Source organism: Alteromonas sp. KUL17, from assembly GCF_006538305.1.
GTDB lineage: Bacteria > Pseudomonadota > Gammaproteobacteria > Enterobacterales > Alteromonadaceae > Alteromonas > Alteromonas macleodii.
On record NZ_BJKJ01000014.1, the window covers coordinates 19,696 to 38,534 of the forward strand.

Here is an 18,839-nt window from a genome sequence, read left to right on the forward strand (position 1 = left end):
GTGCTAGCGTTTTTTATTTTTTACGATACCAAGAATAGTTTGATACATAAGGGGGACATCGATGGGCTTAGCGATATAGGCGTTCATGCCAGAAACATAGGCTTTTTCAATGTCTCCTTTCATAATATTGGCCGTCATGGCAATAATGGGGAGCGCGTCGCTATCATAATGAGTGCGAATTTTCGAGGTTGCAGTGTATCCGTCCATGATGGGCATTTGACAATCCATAAGTACACCGTCGAAATTCTGCTCAAGAACAAGTTCGTAGGCTTGCTTACCATTATCTGCAGTAACGACATGTGCACCTGCACTTTCCAGTAGTTCCAATGCCAGTTCTTGGTTCATGTCATTGTCTTCAACAAGCAAAAGATTTAGACCTGTTAGTTGTGCGCCTTCTTGAACCTTTAACTCCGATGGCGTAGAAGGTAATTTTTTAACGCATTTAGTATTAGTTGCTCCAGTAATAGTGTTTAGTAGCGTGGAGGGAGTAACGGGCTTAGTTAATGCGTCTGCTAATTTAAGCTTATGGGTAATTTCTTGCACGTCGTCTAAACTATGTGCGGTTACTAACACTATTTTTGGTTTATGCGTAATGGTGTCGCTTTCTCTGATCGCATTTATAGTTTCGATACCGTCCATACCCGGCATTTTCCAATCCATCAAAACCAGATCAAACTTAGCGTCTAGGGTTTGCTTTTCAAGCCTTTTAAGTGCATCAATACCACTCTCGACCAGCTCGTGCCTTATACCGAAGTTTGTTAACTGGTTGCGAAGTACATGTCTTGCTGTTTCGCTATCGTCAACTACAAGCACGCGAATTCCTTCGATGTCAGTTTCGAGGTTATGGCGTTGAGTATTACAAGAGGTTCCTAGCTTCACATTGAAGAAGAAGCTGCTGCCTTTTTGATACTCGCTTTCTACCCATATTTTACCGCCCATGAGCTCTACTAAATCTTTTGAAATGGCAAGCCCTAATCCTGTACCGCCATATTTTCTGGTGATGGAAGAGTCTGCCTGGCTAAATGAGGAAAAGAGTTGCTCTTGTTGAACCTCCGTCATTCCAATACCATTATCGGATACACTAAATAGCAAGTTAATGGCGGAATCACTTTCCTCTTTAAGAGAAACTTTAAATATAACTTCGCCTTCATTATCAGTGAACTTTACTGCGTTGTTTCCAAGATTCAGCAATACTTGCTGAAGTCTCAATGGATCGCCAACCACCTGAAAGGGTACTCGTGGCTCCATATCTATATATAACTCTACGTCTTTCTCCATCGCTCTAATTGCTAGTGCATTGGTAACGTTGTTAAATACATCGTCAAGATTAAAATCAACGTTTTCTAGGCTCAGTTTTCCTGCTTCAATTTTCGAAAAATCTAAAATGTCGTTGATGATACCCAACAAAGACTCAGCGCTTTTATTTACCTTCTCTATGTAATTCCGCTGCTTAGGTGAAAGTTCTGTAAGCAGTGCTAGATAGCTCATACCAATAATTGCATTCATTGGTGTTCTAATCTCATGAGACATATTCGAAAGGAAGTCTGATTTGGCTTGTGTAGCACTTTCTGCACTATCCTTCGCTATCTCTAGTTCTTCAAACGTAAGGCTATTAGATATAGCCACTGACGCAAGGCTAGAGACGATACGTAAAATTTGGAGTTGCGCTTTGTCAAACGCATTAGTCTTGTCCGATTGAACGGTCAGCACACCGAGTAAATTGTTACCTGACATGAGAGGTTGGCATATGACCGAATTGGTAAATTCTCCGTTCATATTTTTATTTGCTGGCATTGCTGCGGTAGACCAGTCGCTTTTGTCTAGAGCAACGAATTCTTTGTTTTGAGCAATTGTCCACTCTAAAGCGCAACCTACATTCGAAAGGGGTAATACGTAGTTTTCTTTTCTCGTTTCCTTCACTACAGACAAAATGATCTTTACCGCTTGAGTTTGCTTATCGTAGAGACCTATCGCGAACGTTTCGGCATTAAATGCAATCTTTAACTGTCGATAGAGCAAATTAACAATACTCTTCATTTCGCCTGTTGCCGCAATATCTTTACCTATATCACTCAACACAAAAATATCATGGGTTTTCTGTTCTATTTGCGCAGAAAGGTACTTTTCGGTAGCGTGATGACGCTTCACTCTATTATTGTAAAAAATAAAAGCGAGTAAGATGCACAGCAAAGGCCCAAGCGTTTTGAACCATATTGTTTCGTACCAAGAGGGAAGTATTTCAAAATCCAAAGTCTGCGGCTGGTTATTCCAAATGCCGTGATTGTTGCTGCCAATCACTTCAAACCGGTAACTTCCCGGCGACATTTTTGCAAATGAAATAAAATTCTTGTCGGTAATGTCGCCCCATTTTTCACTATAACCAACCAGCCGTGTTCGATATCTGTTATCTTCATTAGCGTAGAAATCTAAAGACGAAAAAGTAAAGGATATCTGTTTATAATCTTGATGAATTGACAGACGTTTTGAAATGGGAAAAATATCTTGCCCATCAATATCCACACCTGTTATTGCAACAGGCGGAACAATATCATTCACCTCTACTTCAGCCGGGTTGAAACCCGTCAACCCATCAATGCTTCCGAAATAGATGTAGCCGCTAGGCATTGATAGCGCCGATCGGGGAAGAAAACTATTACTGTGAAGTCCGTCATTAGTGGTGAAATATTGGAAAGAGCCTGTCTCAGGGTTTAAATGGTAAATCCCCTTTGATGTGGCAAGCCAGAGCATGCCTTTCTTATCTTCAATGATAGACATCACTGAAAAACCTATTCCGTCTATATTGATCCTATAGGGTGTAAAACTGTTGCTAGACGTAGAGAATTTGGATACACCTCTGTTGGTAGCAAACCAAATTGTACTTGGGTCTGATTGAAACGCATCATTTATATGATTGCTAAGTAAAGAGGTGTTTGTATTTTCTGTTGTGTAGTGAGATATATTTTTCGTCTGGTAAGCAATTTTGAAAAGACCATCGCCGTGTGTTCCTACCCATACGTTACCTTCGCTATCAATAAATGAGAACTCAATATCAACATCCGATAAAAACGTCTGAACTTTATTAGTGCTTGGCTCCCAGCGAGTGAGGTGGTTATTTCCAGCGAGATTGAGCCAAAACCAACCGTCTTTATCAATACTTAGCCATTCAATAGTCGCATTATTGTTTTGTGCCCAATCAAGCTCTTGTTGTTCAACGGTCCCATTAGAGTCACTAATTTTATATAACCCAAAATCAGTTGCTAGATATACAACACCCTGTCTGCTGGTTTGTATACTGTTCACTCTTAGCCTATTTAACCTTGATAGGCTCTCTTGGCTCATGTGAGGTACAAACTTTTCGTTGCCGTCAAAATGCACGAGGCTGCGCCCTGTACCCAGCCATATACCTCCATTTTCTGCAGGTGACATTGAAATCACTTGTGAAAAGAGTCCCGCTAGAGGTTGGTCGCTCAATATGTCTGTCCAACCTCTGAAAGCATGGGGGCGAAAATATACTTTCTTTACTCCTGAATAGCGGGTGGCGGCCCACATGATATCGGTTTTATCTACATAGACTTGTCTTACATCTCGGTTTTCCATTAACGCCCAGCGCCCATTATCAGCAGGCACAAAGCGCATTTGTGATAGGCTATATTTGTAGACTCCAGCAAAGGTAGCCAGTAATAAAAAGTCTTGGTGTTTTGATATTTGAGTAATACTAGGAATCGTACCCTCGGGAAATGGAATCATTTCGTAACGGCTACTGCTAGTGTCGAAATACCCGAAGCTTGTTCGGGTTGCTAACCAAATACGGTTATTTTTATCGATAAAAACTGAACGGACCTCCAGGTGATCTAATCCGTTTTGATTAGATGCTTCAAGAGTAAACTCGCTGGAATTTAACGCCTTTTTATATAGGCCGTTAGACGTACCTATCCAAATTCCACCTCTACTATCTTCGGCAATACTCCAAACTCTATTTTCTCCTGCCTTATCAATACTTTTGTCTATATCTGAAAAACGAATGAACTGCTGAGCATCGCGATCAAACTTGTTCAAACCAGCGCCGTTAGTACCTACCCATAGGTCACCGTTTCGAGATTCAAAAAGGGATTGGACTTTATTTGCTCCAAGGCTATAGGAGTTATCAGCGTCATGTTTATAGTGAATAAATTGCTGCGTTTCTTTATCAAGTAAATTGAGCCCTCCTCCCCAGGTTCCTACCCATAATCTGTTAGCACTATCCACTAACATAGTGCTAATACTGTTATTGGAAATTGAACCTTCATCTTGAGGGTCATGCCTGAAAGAAACAAACTTATAGCCGTCGAAACGTTTGACACCGTCAGCAGTTCCAAACCACATAAATCCGTTTGCATCTTTTTGTACGCTATATATCTGAGGACTTAACAAACCATCACTTAGCGAAAGTGTTTCTATCCTTTCTGAAGCAAAAGCGGCTTGGAAAGTAAGTAATAGATAACAAAGAAAACTAATGCTCAGTATGACCGCATTTATGCAAAGGGAGCTTTCTCTACAACGGTTAGTCAAAACTTTCGTCTCTAAAACGTTTTTGAACACTTCTTACTTCATCAAGGCATGACAGGAAAAGTGGCACCAGTTCAGGATCGAAATGTTTACCTGCTTCGGACTTTATGAGGTCAATGACCCTTTCTTCGCTCCACGCTTTTTTATAAGGACGTTCACTTGTAAGCGCATCAAAAACGTCGGCTATTGATACTATTCGGGCTGATAGAGGAATGTCTTTACCTGCAAGACCATTAGGATAGCCTGTACCATCCCATTTTTCATGGTGACAAACAGCAATTTCTCTTGCCATATTTAACAATGGCTCATCGCTATCACCAATTATTTCACCACCATACACGGCATGATTTTTCATGACCTCCCACTCTTCATTGTCAAGCTTACCTGGCTTCAACAAAATAGCATCGGGAATGCCGATTTTGCCGATGTCATGCATGGGCGCAGCGTTGTGTAAAAGGTCAACCCATTCTTCGGACATGCCTAAACGCTCTGCCATAAACTTACAAAAATAGCTCATTCGGATAACGTGCATACCCGTTTCATTATCTTTATATTCAGCTGCTTTACCCAATCTATGGATAACTTCTAATCGAGTTTTATGCAGATCTTGTGTACGCTGGGCGACGAGTCTTTCTAAGTGTCGGGACTGATCATAGAGTGCCAAGTGCGACTTTATTCTGGCAGAAACAATGGGAGGGCTAATAGGTTTAGTAATGTAGTCAACTGCACCAAAATCGAACCCTTTCTGTTCATCAATTACTTCGGATTTAGCGGTTACAAAGATGACTGGTATTGATGCTGTGGACACATCTAATTTTAGTTGGCGACATACTTCATACCCATCCATTTTAGGCATCATTACGTCAAGTAATATGATATCAGGCTTGTTATTACTGCGTGCTATTTTGAGTGCCAACTCCCCATTTAGGGCGGCTTTTACCTTGTACTCGTTGCGTAAAACAGCTGACAGCAATTCAATATTTTCCGGTATGTCATCTACGACTAAAACGGTCTGTTTTTCGATATCAAGCAACGATAACTCTCCTTAGTTAAAGTTTACTACGTGAAATACATTTACATGCTTGTGCACCAACGGGAAATGTTGAGCGCTACTTTTTATAAAGTGGATGTTTATTATTCATCATTACGCGCGCAAGAGAAAGGGCTTTCTTCATGATGATTAGCATTTCAAAGTAACTTTACCAAAGTTATTAAAATAACTCTGGAGTCTAATGATGTCGTTTTAGTGAATAAATTGGCTAGGTATTACATGTTTAAAAGGTTTGACTAAGCGCGATTAACGAAGACTATAAATTTCAGTTAGAAGAATAGAGCAAACGATATAAATATAATCCTCTTGCTCTATATTTTTGTTTAGAGCAAAGCCGCTAGGTTTACGTCGAACCTTAAACCCAGAACAATCGCATCATCAAGTGCCATGGCTCTGTCGCGCTGTGCGAATTGGTCGGGGTTTATAATGTAGTGAACGTTCGGCTGAATTCTTACGTGGTCATTGAGTTGATAACCATAACTTAGCTCTAACATGGTTTGGCTGCTTGCTGGTGTACCAACCCCGCCGTTTATGCTTCTTAATAAACGCTGATCCTCTAGCGCTTCGTCACTGTACTGTTGACGGGTAAATACGAAGCCAATGGTATCGTTAGGGCGTGAGGCCAGTGTGCCTCGTAATACAAAGCCCGCTTTTATATAGTAGTCTTCAATCAGTTCGCCCGAAGTACCGGTTAACACGGCACCGAATAGTGTTAACCCTTCTTTCGTTAGTGGGTTAGGACGAGTAACAGTTTGTTCAAAACGTGCGAATATACCCGAACGACCGTTTCTAACAGCGTAATCATTGCCTGACTGCGCCGCATAGTTGCCCTCCTCATCAAAGACAGGGTCGGTGTAGTCTGCGCCATCGTACCAACCGCCAATTTCATAGCGTCTTGGAAGTTCGTCATTGTCCCACGTAGTTTGATATCCCAGAGTGAAGGGCACCACAACACCTGTAGCCTCATTAGTCGCCCAATCGAAGACGTGATCGCCTAGGTCTTGATGACTGGTGTTATCTTCATAGACGCCGGTATGAAAGTACGTTTTTTGCGAAAGCCAGTATTTCGCATGGCCACCCCAACTCGAAACCGGCCACCAAGTAAAGTTACTGGTTCTAAATACAAAGGTTGGGTTCCCACAAGCAGCATTGGTTTGAAAGTACTGACAAAGTTCAGAGCCTAAAAAACTGATATTCGCTACTGTACGGCCACCTTCTAGTTCTAAATCGCCATCTAAAAACGAGGAAGAAATCGTAAACCGTGCAAGACGGGTATTTTGGCCGCCAAAGATTTCTTGTACGGACGTACTGTTCCCAATGTAGTGCTCGGCTAAGTTTTTGCCGTGTCGGTTTGTCATAGCAATATGGATTTTGGTGTCTTTCCAGCCCGCTAGCGTATTTAAATCTAATTCTCCACCTACAAAGAGCTGACCAGCATAGGCACTGCCTCTGCGTTCACCACCGTCAATATTGGTGGCTGACTCACCCGTATAACTTGCTTGAAAGTCAAACGCGTCTTGAAACTTACTTTGTGATGCTGACGCAGTGGCGGCAACAATGGCGGTGCTTGCGAAGAGCGCTGTTTGCAAGCCTGTCTTACATCCAGAAAAGCGACGGGTAACTGTAGGTGTTTTCATCATTATTCTCTCAATTAAAAATGTTTATCAACCGCAGCTTGTTATGAGCGTGTGACTGATGACATCTACGCATTTGTTGCTAACTCCTTGTTGACGCGAGATAAATCAGAGTTAGCTAACGTTACAACGCGTTAACATATGCTTGTTTTGAACGAAATCTAACTAACCTTTGTTATTAAATCAACCTTGTTTATTTATTTCTTTTGCTACATTTGTGTGTTTTTCGTTAATAGTTGGAAGATGCGATGGCAATATTTCAAGGTGACTAGAAAGCTCCCTGTGAGGCTTGCTATCTTGGTTATGTTGTTGTCTATTAGGAAATTTTTAAAGGAGGTTTTATCCGTTTGACAATAGTCACGCATTGTTTGTTAACGGTCGTCTAGATATAAAGTCTAATTTTTAACGTAATTTGAAATAAGTAAATTAAATTGATTTATTGACAGGGGTAAAGAGCAATGCTTAAATTGGTTAACTAATTTTTTACAAGCGAAAGGCCGTTCTTATGAAAAACAACGCCCCTTTGGTTTCCAAAGACACATTGATTCCCTTTGTATTGTTAACGATTTGCTTTGCTGCATGGGGTGTGGCTGCGAACATGACAGACCCTTTGGTAAAGGTATTTAGTAAAATATTTACCATGTCGTCTTTGCAATCGGCATTGGTTCAATTTGCCTATTATGGCGCGTATTTTTGCTTAGCCATCCCTGCTGCTTTTATCAACAAGCGCTTTTCTTATAAAACAGGTGTATTGACCGGACTGGGCTGCGCGGCCGCGGGGGCATTCTTGTTTTATCCTGCAAGCCAAACCATGACTTACGGCTTTTTCCTTGCTGCACTTTTTGTATTGGCTGGTGGATTATCCATTCTGGAAACGTCGGCGAACCCTTACGTCATGGCGATGGGAAATCAAAAAAGTGCGACACGCCGTTTAAATCTAGCTCAAGCATTTAATCCCGTTGGTACTAATTTAGGTGTGTTTTTGGCTGCAACGCTTATATTGCCAAACCTGAATCAGGCATCTGCACAAGAGCGTGCCGCCATGTCGGTAAGCGAGCTTAAAAACCTGATAGGGGCTGAGCTTGATGCGGTAATGCTTCCTTATGTAGGTATGGCATGTGTACTCGTTTTGGTTTGGGTTGCAATCTTCCTGATCAAAGCGCCAATTCAAGAATCGGTTGAGTCTAGTGTGGAAGACGTTAAGTTGGGCGCTTCGCTTAAGCGGTTAGTAGCCAACAAGCATTATCGGTTTGGCGTATTGGCTCAGTTTTTTAATGTCGGAGCACAAACTTGCGTGTGGACCTTCACCATCCAATATGCAATGAAAGCGACAGGTGGCAACGAAGTGAGTGGTGGTGAAATTTTACAATACAGCATGATTGTATTTCTAATTTCTCGCTTCGTGATGACGTGGGTTATGCAGTACCTCTATCCAGCTAGACTGCTAATGATCATGTCACTGATTGCCATGGCGCTATGTATCTTCATGACACAGTCTCCTAATTTAGCAGGCGTAATCGCATTGGTATCTATCTCTGCCTGTTTATCACTAATGTTTCCAACGATTTACGGCATTGCGCTTGAAGGTCTGGGGGAAGACACTAAGCTAGGCGCAGCAGGCCTTGTAATGGCCATTCTTGGTGGAGCTATCATGCCGCTGTTCCAAGCCGCCATTATTGATAGCGCAGGTGTTGTTGTGTCATATATTGTTCCAGCTATTTGCTTCTTGCTAGTAGGTGGCTACGGCTACTTCGACATGCGCGCCAAAAAGAGCAGCGCTAAGCCTCAGTCCGAAATAGACGCAGATGCCCTTAAAAAGGTGGAAATGGGAATAGCTAAATAGTATTTCTTCAGAAACGTGTACGGGGACAGTGATTCTATCACTGGCCTTTTTTGTATATTGAATACGTTATGTATTCCACTTTTTGAGCAATGCACTCAATTAGTTAACAGCATTTTTTCACCGTATTTTCATCAGTTTAGTGCATGTTGAATATAACTGATTTTTCCCCTTGTATAGCGCTGAACACCTGCTAAAACATGAACAGCAATAGTATAATTCACCCCTGACAATTTGGGAGTAAAACGTATGCTGGACTATGTGCTCATTGGCATAGCGGTAATGGCATTATTGGGTGTGGTATTTGAAGAAGTGCTACACGTGAATAAGGCCAAAACCACATTATTTTTCGGAACATTCGCATGGATCCTTCTTTTCATAGATGCGAATAGGGGCCCTCACCTAGCAGAGCTCAATGAACACCTCATAGAAAACATAAGTGAAATATCCACCCTCTGGTTATTCCTTGTAGCGGCAATGACTTTCGTTGCTTACCTTAACCGCAAAGGCATGATTGAAAACATGTTAAACATTATCATGCCGCAAAAAATAACCCTCAAAAAGCTCATATTCTTTACCGCTATTTTTAGTTTTTGCTTCTCCTCGCTAGCTGACAACATCACAGCGACCTTGGTGTCTATTGCCATGGTTTTATCCTTGGGTTTGCCCTTTAACCAAACCATGCGATTTGCCGTGCTAGTGGTATTTGCGGTGAACTCTGGGGGCGTGTCGCTAATAACCGGGGATGTCACCACTCTTATGATTTTCTTGGATGATAAGGTCACTATAACTCAGCTGCTCTTACTTATTATTCCTTCACTCACAGCAGTACTATTCCTAGCGTTACTGTTGAGTATAGGTATGAAGGGGGAAGTTAAATTAAAAAAAACACGCCATGAACTTAGGCCGGTTGATTACGTAATTGCGGGAATATTCCTGTCCACTATTGTACTGACGTTAATTGCCAATGTGCTTTTTGCTATTCCACCTATGCTTTCGTTTTTAGCGGGTATGACGGTTATGTTTTTAGTGGCTCCCTTTATGGGAGAAGAAAAATATGATGATCCTATCTTGGACTATATTCGCCTAATAGAATTCGACACGCTTCTGTTTTTCCTTGGGGTGTTGCTGCTTGTCGGTATGCTCGATCACATTGACGCATTGGGCGCACTTTTACATGTATATAGCGTAATGCCTTCAACAGGGGCCAACTTTGTGATGGGGGTGTTGTCTTCCATGATAGATAATGTGCCATTAACTGCTGCGTTGTTAAAAGCGGACATTGCCATGTCGACAGCTGAGTGGATGGCGTTCACGTATGCAGTAGGCGTGGGGGGCTCGTTACTTATTATTGGCTCATCAGCAGGTATTGTTACCATGAGTAAGGTTAAGGGCCTGACGTTCGCCAAATACGGCAAGTTCGTGTTGCTTCTTCTTGCAGCGTATAGCGTGGGTTACGCGTTGGTATTGGTAATGGCGAATATGTTTGTTACGGCAAGTTAAGGTGGTGACGTTGCTTTTATAAACAGAACCAATAAAGCGTTTGAGGGTGATAGCCTGTCGCCCTTATGCTTTTTTATATAACGCTCCGAGTACCGTGGCTTTCGAAGCCCCTGTGACTTCAGGCACGTTGCCTGGAATATCATTCATATACGCATGTGCAAACCACGCAAATGCTGCGCCTTCAACGTGCTGTGGATGGATGCCCAGAGCATGGCTGTCTGTTACTACATAATCACTTAACGCATTGCTCAAGTTATGCATTAATGCTTTATTGAAAGCGCCACCGCCACACACTATAACTTCGCTTTTTGCGCCTTCTTTATTTGTTTTAGGAAAATGCTTCACAATTTCCTGAGCGATAGTGCTACCTGTTAGCGAAAGTAAGGATGCTTGCACGTCTTTAGGGGCTAAATTATTGTTCTTTTCTTCGCTTTGCAGCTCTGCACTAGAAGGGAAGTAATCGGCGAGCGCATTACTTAACCAATTAATATTGAAATACTCTCTGCCAGTACTTTTAGGCGCAGGCAAAGCGAAGTAATCATCCAGTAAGAGCCTGTCTAACAGACCTGAGTGACAATGCCCTGACGCAGCCCATGCTCCATCTTTATCAAAGCTTTTATTTAAATGAAGACTTATCCACTGATCCATCAAGGTGTTACCTGGTCCGGTATCAAACCCTTTAGGTGGCGAAGCATCTTGTTTTGGCGCAAGCAGTGAAACGTTTGCTATACCGCCAATGTTAACGAGTGCTCGGTGTTTATCATCACTGGCAAATACTGCATTGTGAAAAGCGGGCACTAAGGGAGCTCCTTGACCACCAAGGGCAATATCTTTGCGCCTAAAGTCGGCGATAACATCAATACCAGTAAGTACTGCGATGGTATTCGGATCGCCTATCTGACAGGTAAATCCGCGTATGGAAGATTTTGCAAAATGTGCTGACAGTACATCAGAGTTCGGGTGATGGCGTACGGTTTGGCCGTGCGAACCAATAGCTGTGATATCTGAGGCGTTTAACTCGTTTTGTTCGAGCAGCTCAAGTGTTACCTTCGCGAAGGTTTCAGCCACCAGTCGGTCAGCGATAGCTAAGCTGTTAAGCTCGTCGGGGCCTTCAATACAGAGTGCGTTGAGGGCACTGAGCAGTTCTGAAGAATAGGGAAGAGAATGGGCGGCCAAAGTGGTACAAGAGTTTAGTGAGATGTCGCATAAGACGGCGTCTACGCCGTCCATGCTAGTACCAGACATCAGGCCAATATATTTAGCCATGCAGTCGCTATTTCATTGCAAGCATAATGCGCTTGTTATTGTCTAGCTGCTCTTGGCGTATTGCTGCAATTTCCATAAACCTTTCTTTCTCTTCCTTAGCTATGGGCAGCGCCTTTGGTAACTCTACCGTACGAGGGTTTCGGTGAACACCATCCACTAAGAACTCATAGTGAAGATGGGCGCCAGTAACCATACCTGAACTACCTAGATAGCCCACGGTTTGGCCTTGCTTAACCGTATCTCCTACTTTCACTGCACGCTTTTTAAAATGAAGATACTTGGTCGTATATTTCTCGCCATGCTGAATGAATACATGGTGACCGTTGTATTTATCGTATCCAGCTTTAATTACTTTACCGTCACCCGCAGCCATAATTGGCGTACCGACTGCTGCAACATAATCTGTACCGCGGTGCGCTTTCCAACGCTTTTGCACGGGGTGGAAGCGAGCTTTTGTGAAGTTAGAGCTTACATATCTAAAATTCACCGGCGCACGTAAGAAGCTCTTACGCATACTGCGCCCTTCAGGCGTGTAGTATGTGCCATCTTCGTGAAGAATAGCGCTAAAATGCTCGCCTTGGTTGGTAAACTCCGCTGCAACGATGTCGCCGTAACCGACAAATTCACCGTCGATGTATTGCTCTTCGAATACTACGTTGAACGTATCGCCAGAACGGATCTCAATGGCGAAGTCGATATCCCAGCCGAAAATACCCGCCAAATTCATAATTTGGTTGCTGGTTAAGCCTGCATCACTGGCGGCGTTCCAAAAGCTTGAGTGAATTTCACCTTGGGCGAAGTTGTAGCGAATGTCTACATCTCGCTTTTCAAGCTCAGCGGTTAAGGCGCTGTTCTCATCCGACGATTCTGGACGTACAAACAGGGTTTCAGTCGAAGACAATTTGTACTTTAGCTCGCCGAAGCCGCCGTCTTTATTCGCTTTAAACGATAGTTCATCGCCGGGCAATAAAGTAACCAGCGTTTTTGTTAGCTCTCCTGCCTGCGTTACGTTATATACGTCACGCGAAGTGAAGCCAGCACGCTTAAATAGCTTTGCTAATGTATCGCCACTGCGCACCTTGTACGTCTGCCATGAAGATTCTTCTTCACCAGAAAATACGTTGGTTGACGGCGCAATATGAAGCTCCACCGGATAGCGGACACCCGCATCCAGAATGTGTGCTTCTTGATGGCGACTGGCTTCTACTGGTTCACTTGGAAAAAGAATAAGCCCACCCAGAAATAAGCTAGCTACTGCTAACCCAGTTCTGTGCTGTTTCGGTAATTTTTTAAATAAATTGAGCGCTTTAGAAGCGTCTAATTTCTTTCTCATACTACTGCCCACCTGAGAAATGTTATGTGCACAACACTATTTCACATACGTTGCTTAAAAATGCAACTTTTCTCATTATATTGTTAGCGCAAATTGTTACACCCAATAGCTCTTATCATGAAGACTATTTCTTGAGTTTACTGAATACAGTCCACGTTAATTCAGCACTCTATTTCCACGTTAAAAGCTGTTGGGTTTAACAACATGACTGTTTGTAATCCGTTTTTTGACGCGCAAACCTTTTAATGGTTCCGTTGTACGCGTAAAATGCCCGCCAATATTGAATATACAGTTTTTTTAAGAGTGTGACGTACAAATGAAAGATTGGCAAACAGCGCTAGCTGAGATTAAACGGGGCGTTGATGAAATACTCCCCGAAGAGGATTTAATTGAAAAACTAAAATCCGGCAAAACCCTAACCATCAAAGCGGGTTTTGATCCAACTGCGCCTGATCTGCATCTTGGTCACACTGTGTTGATCAACAAGTTGCGTACATTCCAGCAACTAGGCCACAAAGTTGTTTTTCTTATTGGCGATTTTACTGGCCTAATTGGCGATCCTACAGGTAAAAATGTAACACGCAAGCCTTTAAGTAAAGAACAGGTATTAGAGAACGCGAAAACGTATCAAGAACAGGTGTTCAAGATCCTTGATGAAGATAAAACGGAAATACGTTTTAACTCAGAGTGGATGGACGACCTTGGTGCGGCGGGCATGATCAAACTTGCTGCAAGTCAGACGGTTGCTCGTATGCTAGAGCGCGATGACTTTAAAAAGCGTTATAACAACGGTCAGCCAATTGCTATTCACGAGTTTCTGTATCCGTTAGTGCAAGGTTGGGATTCTGTTGCGCTAGAGTCAGACGTTGAATTAGGTGGTACTGATCAGCGCTTTAACTTGCTAATGGGTCGTGAGCTTCAAAAAGAGCAAGGCCAAAAGCAGCAATCTATTGTAATGGTTCCGCTTCTAGAAGGTCTAGACGGCGTTCAGAAGATGTCTAAGTCTTTGAACAACTACATTGGTATTACAGATGCGCCAAACGATATGTTTGGTAAAGTGATGTCTATTTCTGATGATTTGATGTGGCGTTACTATGACCTTCTAAGCTTCCGACCGCTAGAAGAGATTGCTGAGCTTAAAACTCGCGTTGCTAACGGTGAAAACCCACGTGATATTAAAATCATGCTGGCGAAAGAAATTATTGCACGCTTCCATGACGACGCAGCGGCAGAAGGCGCGCATCAGGACTTTATTCAACGTTTCCAGAAAAACGCTATTCCTGACGACATGCCCGAGCTTGAAATTGCATTAAGTGATGAAGGTATTGCCATTGGTAATTTGTTGAAAGAAGCTAACCTTGTAGGTTCGACTTCAGATGCTATGCGCATGATTAAGCAAGGCGCAGTTAAAATTAACGGCGATAAAGTGGAAGACACCCGCTTAGTAATCACCGAAAAAGGTGAAAATGTGTATCAGGTGGGTAAACGCAAGTTTGCGCGTATTACGCTAGCCTAATGTTTTTCTGATAGTTTTTGAAAGCCCGCTTAGTTAAGCGGGCTTTTTTTTGCCTGAAATATGAGTACTAGAGGAAAGTAGGGCGATTATTTTTTTAGAAGGCCCTAACTACTCATACAAAGTTGGCTTCAAGCCAAATTTAAAAGTGGGGATATTGGCTTTAACGTTTATAAGTGATTGTCGCTAAACGTTTTTTATTTTTCTTACTTTTTTTTGAAAAATTTTGTCAGGTTTTTGCAATCGCTATCGTCTATAGGGGAAAAATCAATCAATAAACCCAACTGTACGATAAGCAGTTAACGCGTAGCAGGCTGGGATGAAAAAACAGTGAAACTCAATACTAACGCTTACGCAATGCAAAGGATAAAAACATGACAACGGTAACTTCAACTCGTGCAACATACCATCAAGCTAACAAGAGCCTTCCTGCGAAGGAAGCGTTCACATGGCTGAAAGAGGGGTGGCAGCTTTTTATAAAAGCACCTTTCAAATTATTGGGGCTTTCTTTTGTTACTTTATTTGCCGCGTGGCTCATTCAAGCGCTTGCAGGGCCAATTGGCTTAGGCATATCGAAATGGGTAGGTCCGCTTCTGGCTACCGTAATGTGGTTGGCCATTGCCAACTTAGCAGAGAATAACAAGCTGAGATTGTCGGGCGGTACACTGCGCTCATGGACAAATGTCGCTTTGTGGAGTTTGACCGGGCCAGTGATCGCATGGATCCAATTTCAAATTGGCGCTATGTTAATGGGCGCAGATTCAGTGGCGGCGTTAGCAAATGGTGTTGTAGTAGATGTACCCGCTTGGAAGGTCGGGCTAATGATGGGCTCGGCAACACCAATAAATTTACTGCTTTTATTTGTACCTATGTTGCTTATTTTAAAACATCGCTCAATCCCAGCATCTTTTACAAATAGTATTGCTGCAGTAGTGGGCGCTTATAAGCCGATGTTGATAATAGGTGCCCTGATTTTCTTAACAGTTGCACTTGCGCCCTATACTTTCGCATTGTCGGGATTAGTGTTTGGCCCTATTGTTTCATGTATGTGCTTTGTTGCCTATCAGCGCTTATTTCGCTAATCAGCTAGGAAGCGTAATTCAACTGCTCACTTAAAGCGTGGAATTAAAAAATAATAAAAATGGAAATGCAGTGAAAGAAACCATTCAAATAGAAAAACTGCTTAGTGAATACACGCCGCTCATGGCGCGTATTGCGGCAACATTTGAGGCTAATAAATCACTTCAAGATGAGCTGATACAAGAAATGTCACTGGCGGTTTGGCGCGCTTTTGAAGGAGCTTCAAAAGGCAGTGATAGTGGCTTTCGCGGTGAGGCAAGTGTGAAAACGTTTGTTGCTAAAGTCGCGCATAACAAGGCGGTTGATCACGTGATTAAAGAGCAGCGGCGTCAAGAGTTTACCCATGACGGCGAGTTTTATTCTTCTCACACAACCAGCGCCAGCTCATCTCGGGATGCCACGTTACAAGAGAATGCGATTGATCTCATGACAGGCTTACGTCAGCTAGAAATAAAGTATAGACAGGTGCTGGCATTGCTTTTAGAAGGTTTCAGTCAGCTGGAAATAGCTAATATGTTAGGTATCAAAGAGACTGCCGTTGCTAAGCGAGTAAGCCGCGCCCGCCAACAGCTAACGCAGATAATGGAGCAACAGCCTTGAGCGAAGATAAAAAAGCCTTGAGCGAAGATAAAAAAGCCTTGAGCGAAGAAAAATTAAGTATGGCCGAGAACAGCACGCAAATGAACGAATTAGATAAGCAACTCGCTCAGTGGCAGAGTGCCTACAAGGATGCAACCCCTTCAGTAGATACAGATTCACTGATAAAAGAAACCAAGAGCGCAAGATTTAAACTTAAACTAAAAGGTGCCGTTGATTTGGTGCTCGGGCTAGCGGTTTCTGTGTGGTGTTTAACTTTGGTGTTGTTCGAGCCACTTAGCACGTATCAATTTTTGCTTTTCATGGTACTTACACCTATTCCCGCCGCTTTCGGGGCATGGGGATATTGGGTAAGGCAAAAACAGTGGAAGATCCAGACGTTAGACGTTCAGTCAATGTTGGCGTTTAAACAAAACCAATTAAAACAACAATTACATTACTGGAAAATCAGCCTCTATGGATGCTTGGCTTTGTGGTGTGGATTGCTGGCACTCGCCGTCTTTAATGTACTGATGTTTAATGCCTTCACACTGTGGGGAACACAGCTTTTGATAAACAGTGTGGTCGTTTTTATCGTATACCGCCGGTACAAAAAGTTAGCCGCCGACTTGCCGTCGGCGTTAGCGAAAATAGACGATATGAAATAGCGAAGAGCTGTACCTTTATAATTCAAGAATAGGAGCGAAGCCCCCATAAATAAGGCGCTTACCGTCGAAAGGCATGGGGTTTTCGTTTTCCTGCATTCTGGGATCTTCCATCACCTTTTTCCATGCAGTATCTCGTACTTCTTTTGAAGGCCAAAATGCAATGGAAAACACCACGGTTTCATTTTCTTTGGCTTTAACAGCCATCGGGAAAGACGTGACTTCCCCTTCAGGGACATCGTCACCCCAAGCTTCAAGTATTTTAGTCGCACCATACTCTTTAAAAATATCGCCGGCGAGTTTGGCGTGCTCAATGTATAACGCTTTATTTTCAGTGGGAACGGCTACAGCAAAGGCATCGATATATGACATGAGGTGACTCCGTCAAAGAATAGATACCTAAAATAGCCTAATTTATAGACAGTACGCAATGCTTAACATTAAGGTGAATCGTAAATTATAACCATTACTAGCGTTCTGCTATTTTCGCCCATTGGTACAAGCCATGCAGTGCCAGCCTTCTTGCTTTCGCAAAGGGGTAGGTTTTCAAAGGAGAACGATAAAGGGGAAGCGATAAATCGACGTCATTGTTACCCATCATACGTTGAGCGAGTCGCTGCCCCGCAAACGCGGCAAAAGATACGCCCGAACCGCAATACCCCATGGCGTAACCGATATTACCGCTAGAGCGGTTAGAATTGTTGCCGCTAACCTCATTGTCGATAAATATCCGCGGCATGCTGTCTAACGATACACTTACCCAACCACTCCAAAAATAATCCATGGCTATACCGCTAAGTGAAGGGAAACTTTTTACCATAGCGCGGTATAGTCGCTGTTTCTCTGACGCGTTATCTGCATCTTTACCTTTTACGGCACCACGACCGCCGAATAATAATCTGCCATCTGGCAAAACACGGTAGTAGTATTTCATCATCCGTGTATCCATAAAGCTCATTGGCGTGGTTAGGCCAGACTTTGCGCGCTGTTCGCTACTCAATGGCGCAGTGACAAAAATGCTCGACTGAACAGGAAATTGCTTATTGTCTACGCTGTCATGAAAGCGCTTAGGGGTATAAGCATTAGTAGCAATGAGTATGTGTTTGGCCGAAACTGACCCGCTGGGTGTTGCGACAATATATCCGGTCTTGTGCTTTTCAATGCGAATGGCTGGCGAGTCGTAAAAAAGCGTTGCTCCAAGCTCCTTTGCTACTCTTGCATATTCGCTTACTAATTTTAAAGGGTGTAAGCATGCACCCTTTAGCTCAACGCCACCATACGCCCCTTCAATACCAAAGCGCGCAATAAGGTCTTTTTCACTAAGTGGAGAGCTCGGCACATTGAAGTGTGACTCAAGATGCTTAGCACTGGCACAGAGTAGTTCGGCTTGCTTTGGGTTATGCGCCAGTTTTAAATAGGGTCCTTCTACCAAATCGACCTGTATATCAAAGTCTGCAATACGTTGGTTAAGCAGGTGTACCGCGCCATCAAACTCGCCCTGCATAGCTTTGGCGATGTCACGACCCCACTTGTCCTCTATGGCGCTTAAGCTCAATCGGCCGCTACCCGAGAGGATAAAGCCTCCGTTGCGGCCCGCACAACCAAATCCCGGTGAATTCGCATCAAGTAGCGTGACTTCTTGATTCGCTTGAGCAAGTGTGATGGCAGCTGAAAGACCGGTATAACCACCACCAATGACGAGGTACTCAGTGTTTACCTTCTTGTTTAAAGGCGGCAGTGTTGGTGGTTTGTGTGTGGCATGCCAGTAGCTGTTTGCCGCGGGTAACATTGATGAAACGCCGCGTGAAATAAGAGGATCGTAGGTCATAGAAT

General features: G+C 43.1%; 13 protein-coding genes. 6 read left to right on the top strand and 7 right to left on the bottom strand.

Annotated elements, in window-relative coordinates; genetic code table 11:
• Positions 1–3: 3 nt before the first annotated feature.
• From KUL49_RS13055 to KUL49_RS13065, 3 genes are all read right to left on the bottom strand, one after another.
• Positions 4–4,578, bottom strand: coding sequence for a response regulator (locus KUL49_RS13055; protein WP_131137561.1), 4,575 nt, complete (start codon positions 4,576–4,578; stop codon positions 4–6).
• Positions 4,541–5,569, bottom strand: coding sequence for a two-component system response regulator (locus tag KUL49_RS13060; RefSeq protein ID WP_207308458.1), 1,029 nt, complete (start codon positions 5,567–5,569; stop codon positions 4,541–4,543). The genes KUL49_RS13055 and KUL49_RS13060 overlap by 38 nt, the downstream gene beginning before the upstream one ends.
• Before the next feature lie 350 nt (positions 5,570–5,919).
• Positions 5,920–7,233: a carbohydrate porin gene (locus tag KUL49_RS13065; RefSeq protein WP_373995658.1), complete on the bottom strand. Its 1,314-nt coding sequence runs from the start codon at positions 7,231–7,233 to the stop codon at positions 5,920–5,922.
• A 502-nt stretch (positions 7,234–7,735) separates the two neighbouring features.
• Here KUL49_RS13065 and fucP point away from each other — a divergent pair.
• Positions 7,736–9,073, top strand: coding sequence for an L-fucose:H+ symporter permease (fucP, locus tag KUL49_RS13070; protein WP_131137564.1), 1,338 nt, complete (start codon positions 7,736–7,738; stop codon positions 9,071–9,073).
• 246 nt (positions 9,074–9,319) lie between these two features.
• Positions 9,320–10,573: an SLC13 family permease gene (locus tag KUL49_RS13075; protein WP_131137565.1), complete on the top strand. Its 1,254-nt coding sequence runs from the start codon at positions 9,320–9,322 to the stop codon at positions 10,571–10,573.
• Positions 10,574–10,636: 63 nt separating this feature from the next.
• On the opposite strand, the gene KUL49_RS13080 is transcribed toward KUL49_RS13075, so the two are convergent.
• Positions 10,637–11,839 (bottom strand): anhydro-N-acetylmuramic acid kinase, encoded by a 1,203-nt coding sequence (locus KUL49_RS13080; protein WP_131137566.1) that lies wholly within the window; start codon positions 11,837–11,839, stop codon positions 10,637–10,639.
• Between the two features lie 7 nt (positions 11,840–11,846).
• Positions 11,847–13,172, bottom strand: a complete 1,326-nt coding sequence (locus KUL49_RS13085; protein WP_131137567.1) for an OapA family protein — start codon at positions 13,170–13,172, stop codon at positions 11,847–11,849.
• A gap of 316 nt (positions 13,173–13,488) precedes the next feature.
• Between KUL49_RS13085 and tyrS the strand changes: the two genes are divergently transcribed.
• The 4 genes from tyrS (at position 13,489) to KUL49_RS13105 (ending at position 17,009) form a co-directional block, all read left to right on the top strand.
• The gene (tyrS, locus tag KUL49_RS13090) at positions 13,489–14,688 is read left to right on the top strand and encodes a tyrosine--tRNA ligase (RefSeq protein WP_069944833.1); all 1,200 of its coding nucleotides are present in this window, start codon (positions 13,489–13,491) and stop codon (positions 14,686–14,688) included.
• Between the two features lie 371 nt (positions 14,689–15,059).
• Positions 15,060–15,767 carry a hypothetical protein gene (locus tag KUL49_RS13095; protein WP_131137568.1) on the top strand — a complete coding sequence of 236 codons (708 nt, stop codon included), beginning with the start codon at positions 15,060–15,062 and terminating at the stop codon, positions 15,765–15,767.
• 70 nt (positions 15,768–15,837) lie between these two features.
• Positions 15,838–16,365: an RNA polymerase sigma factor gene (locus KUL49_RS13100; protein ID WP_131137569.1), complete on the top strand. Its 528-nt coding sequence runs from the start codon at positions 15,838–15,840 to the stop codon at positions 16,363–16,365.
• Complete coding sequence (locus KUL49_RS13105; protein ID WP_242633830.1) at positions 16,362–17,009, top strand: hypothetical protein; 648 nt, start codon at positions 16,362–16,364, stop codon at positions 17,007–17,009. Before KUL49_RS13100 ends, KUL49_RS13105 begins: the two co-directional genes overlap by 4 nt.
• Before the next feature lie 15 nt (positions 17,010–17,024).
• Here KUL49_RS13105 and KUL49_RS13110 read toward each other — a convergent pair whose 3' ends face one another.
• Both KUL49_RS13110 and KUL49_RS13115 read right to left on the bottom strand, forming a co-directional pair.
• The gene (locus KUL49_RS13110) at positions 17,025–17,378 is read right to left on the bottom strand and encodes a DUF1428 domain-containing protein (RefSeq protein WP_014980153.1); all 354 of its coding nucleotides are present in this window, start codon (positions 17,376–17,378) and stop codon (positions 17,025–17,027) included.
• A gap of 97 nt (positions 17,379–17,475) precedes the next feature.
• Positions 17,476–18,834 carry an FAD-dependent oxidoreductase gene (locus KUL49_RS13115; protein ID WP_131137570.1) on the bottom strand — a complete coding sequence of 453 codons (1,359 nt, stop codon included), beginning with the start codon at positions 18,832–18,834 and terminating at the stop codon, positions 17,476–17,478.
• Positions 18,835–18,839: the final 5 nt, after the last annotated feature.

Excerpts from the sequence above, each read along its gene's own strand:
- KUL49_RS13085 (WP_131137567.1), bottom strand. The coding sequence starts at position 13,172 with ATGAGAAAGAAATTAGACGCTTCTAAAGCGCTCAATTTATTTAAAAAA.
- KUL49_RS13065 (WP_373995658.1), bottom strand. The coding sequence starts at position 7,233 with ATGAAAACACCTACAGTTACCCGTCGCTTTTCTGGATGTAAGACAGGC.
- KUL49_RS13115 (WP_131137570.1), bottom strand. The coding sequence starts at position 18,834 with ATGACCTACGATCCTCTTATTTCACGCGGCGTTTCATCAATGTTACCC.
- KUL49_RS13080 (WP_131137566.1), bottom strand. The coding sequence starts at position 11,839 with ATGGCTAAATATATTGGCCTGATGTCTGGTACTAGCATGGACGGCGTA.
- KUL49_RS13075 (WP_131137565.1), top strand. The coding sequence starts at position 9,320 with ATGCTGGACTATGTGCTCATTGGCATAGCGGTAATGGCATTATTGGGT.
- KUL49_RS13095 (WP_131137568.1), top strand. The coding sequence starts at position 15,060 with ATGACAACGGTAACTTCAACTCGTGCAACATACCATCAAGCTAACAAG.
- tyrS (WP_069944833.1), top strand. The coding sequence starts at position 13,489 with ATGAAAGATTGGCAAACAGCGCTAGCTGAGATTAAACGGGGCGTTGAT.
- fucP (WP_131137564.1), top strand. The coding sequence starts at position 7,736 with ATGAAAAACAACGCCCCTTTGGTTTCCAAAGACACATTGATTCCCTTT.
- KUL49_RS13110 (WP_014980153.1), bottom strand. The coding sequence starts at position 17,378 with ATGTCATATATCGATGCCTTTGCTGTAGCCGTTCCCACTGAAAATAAA.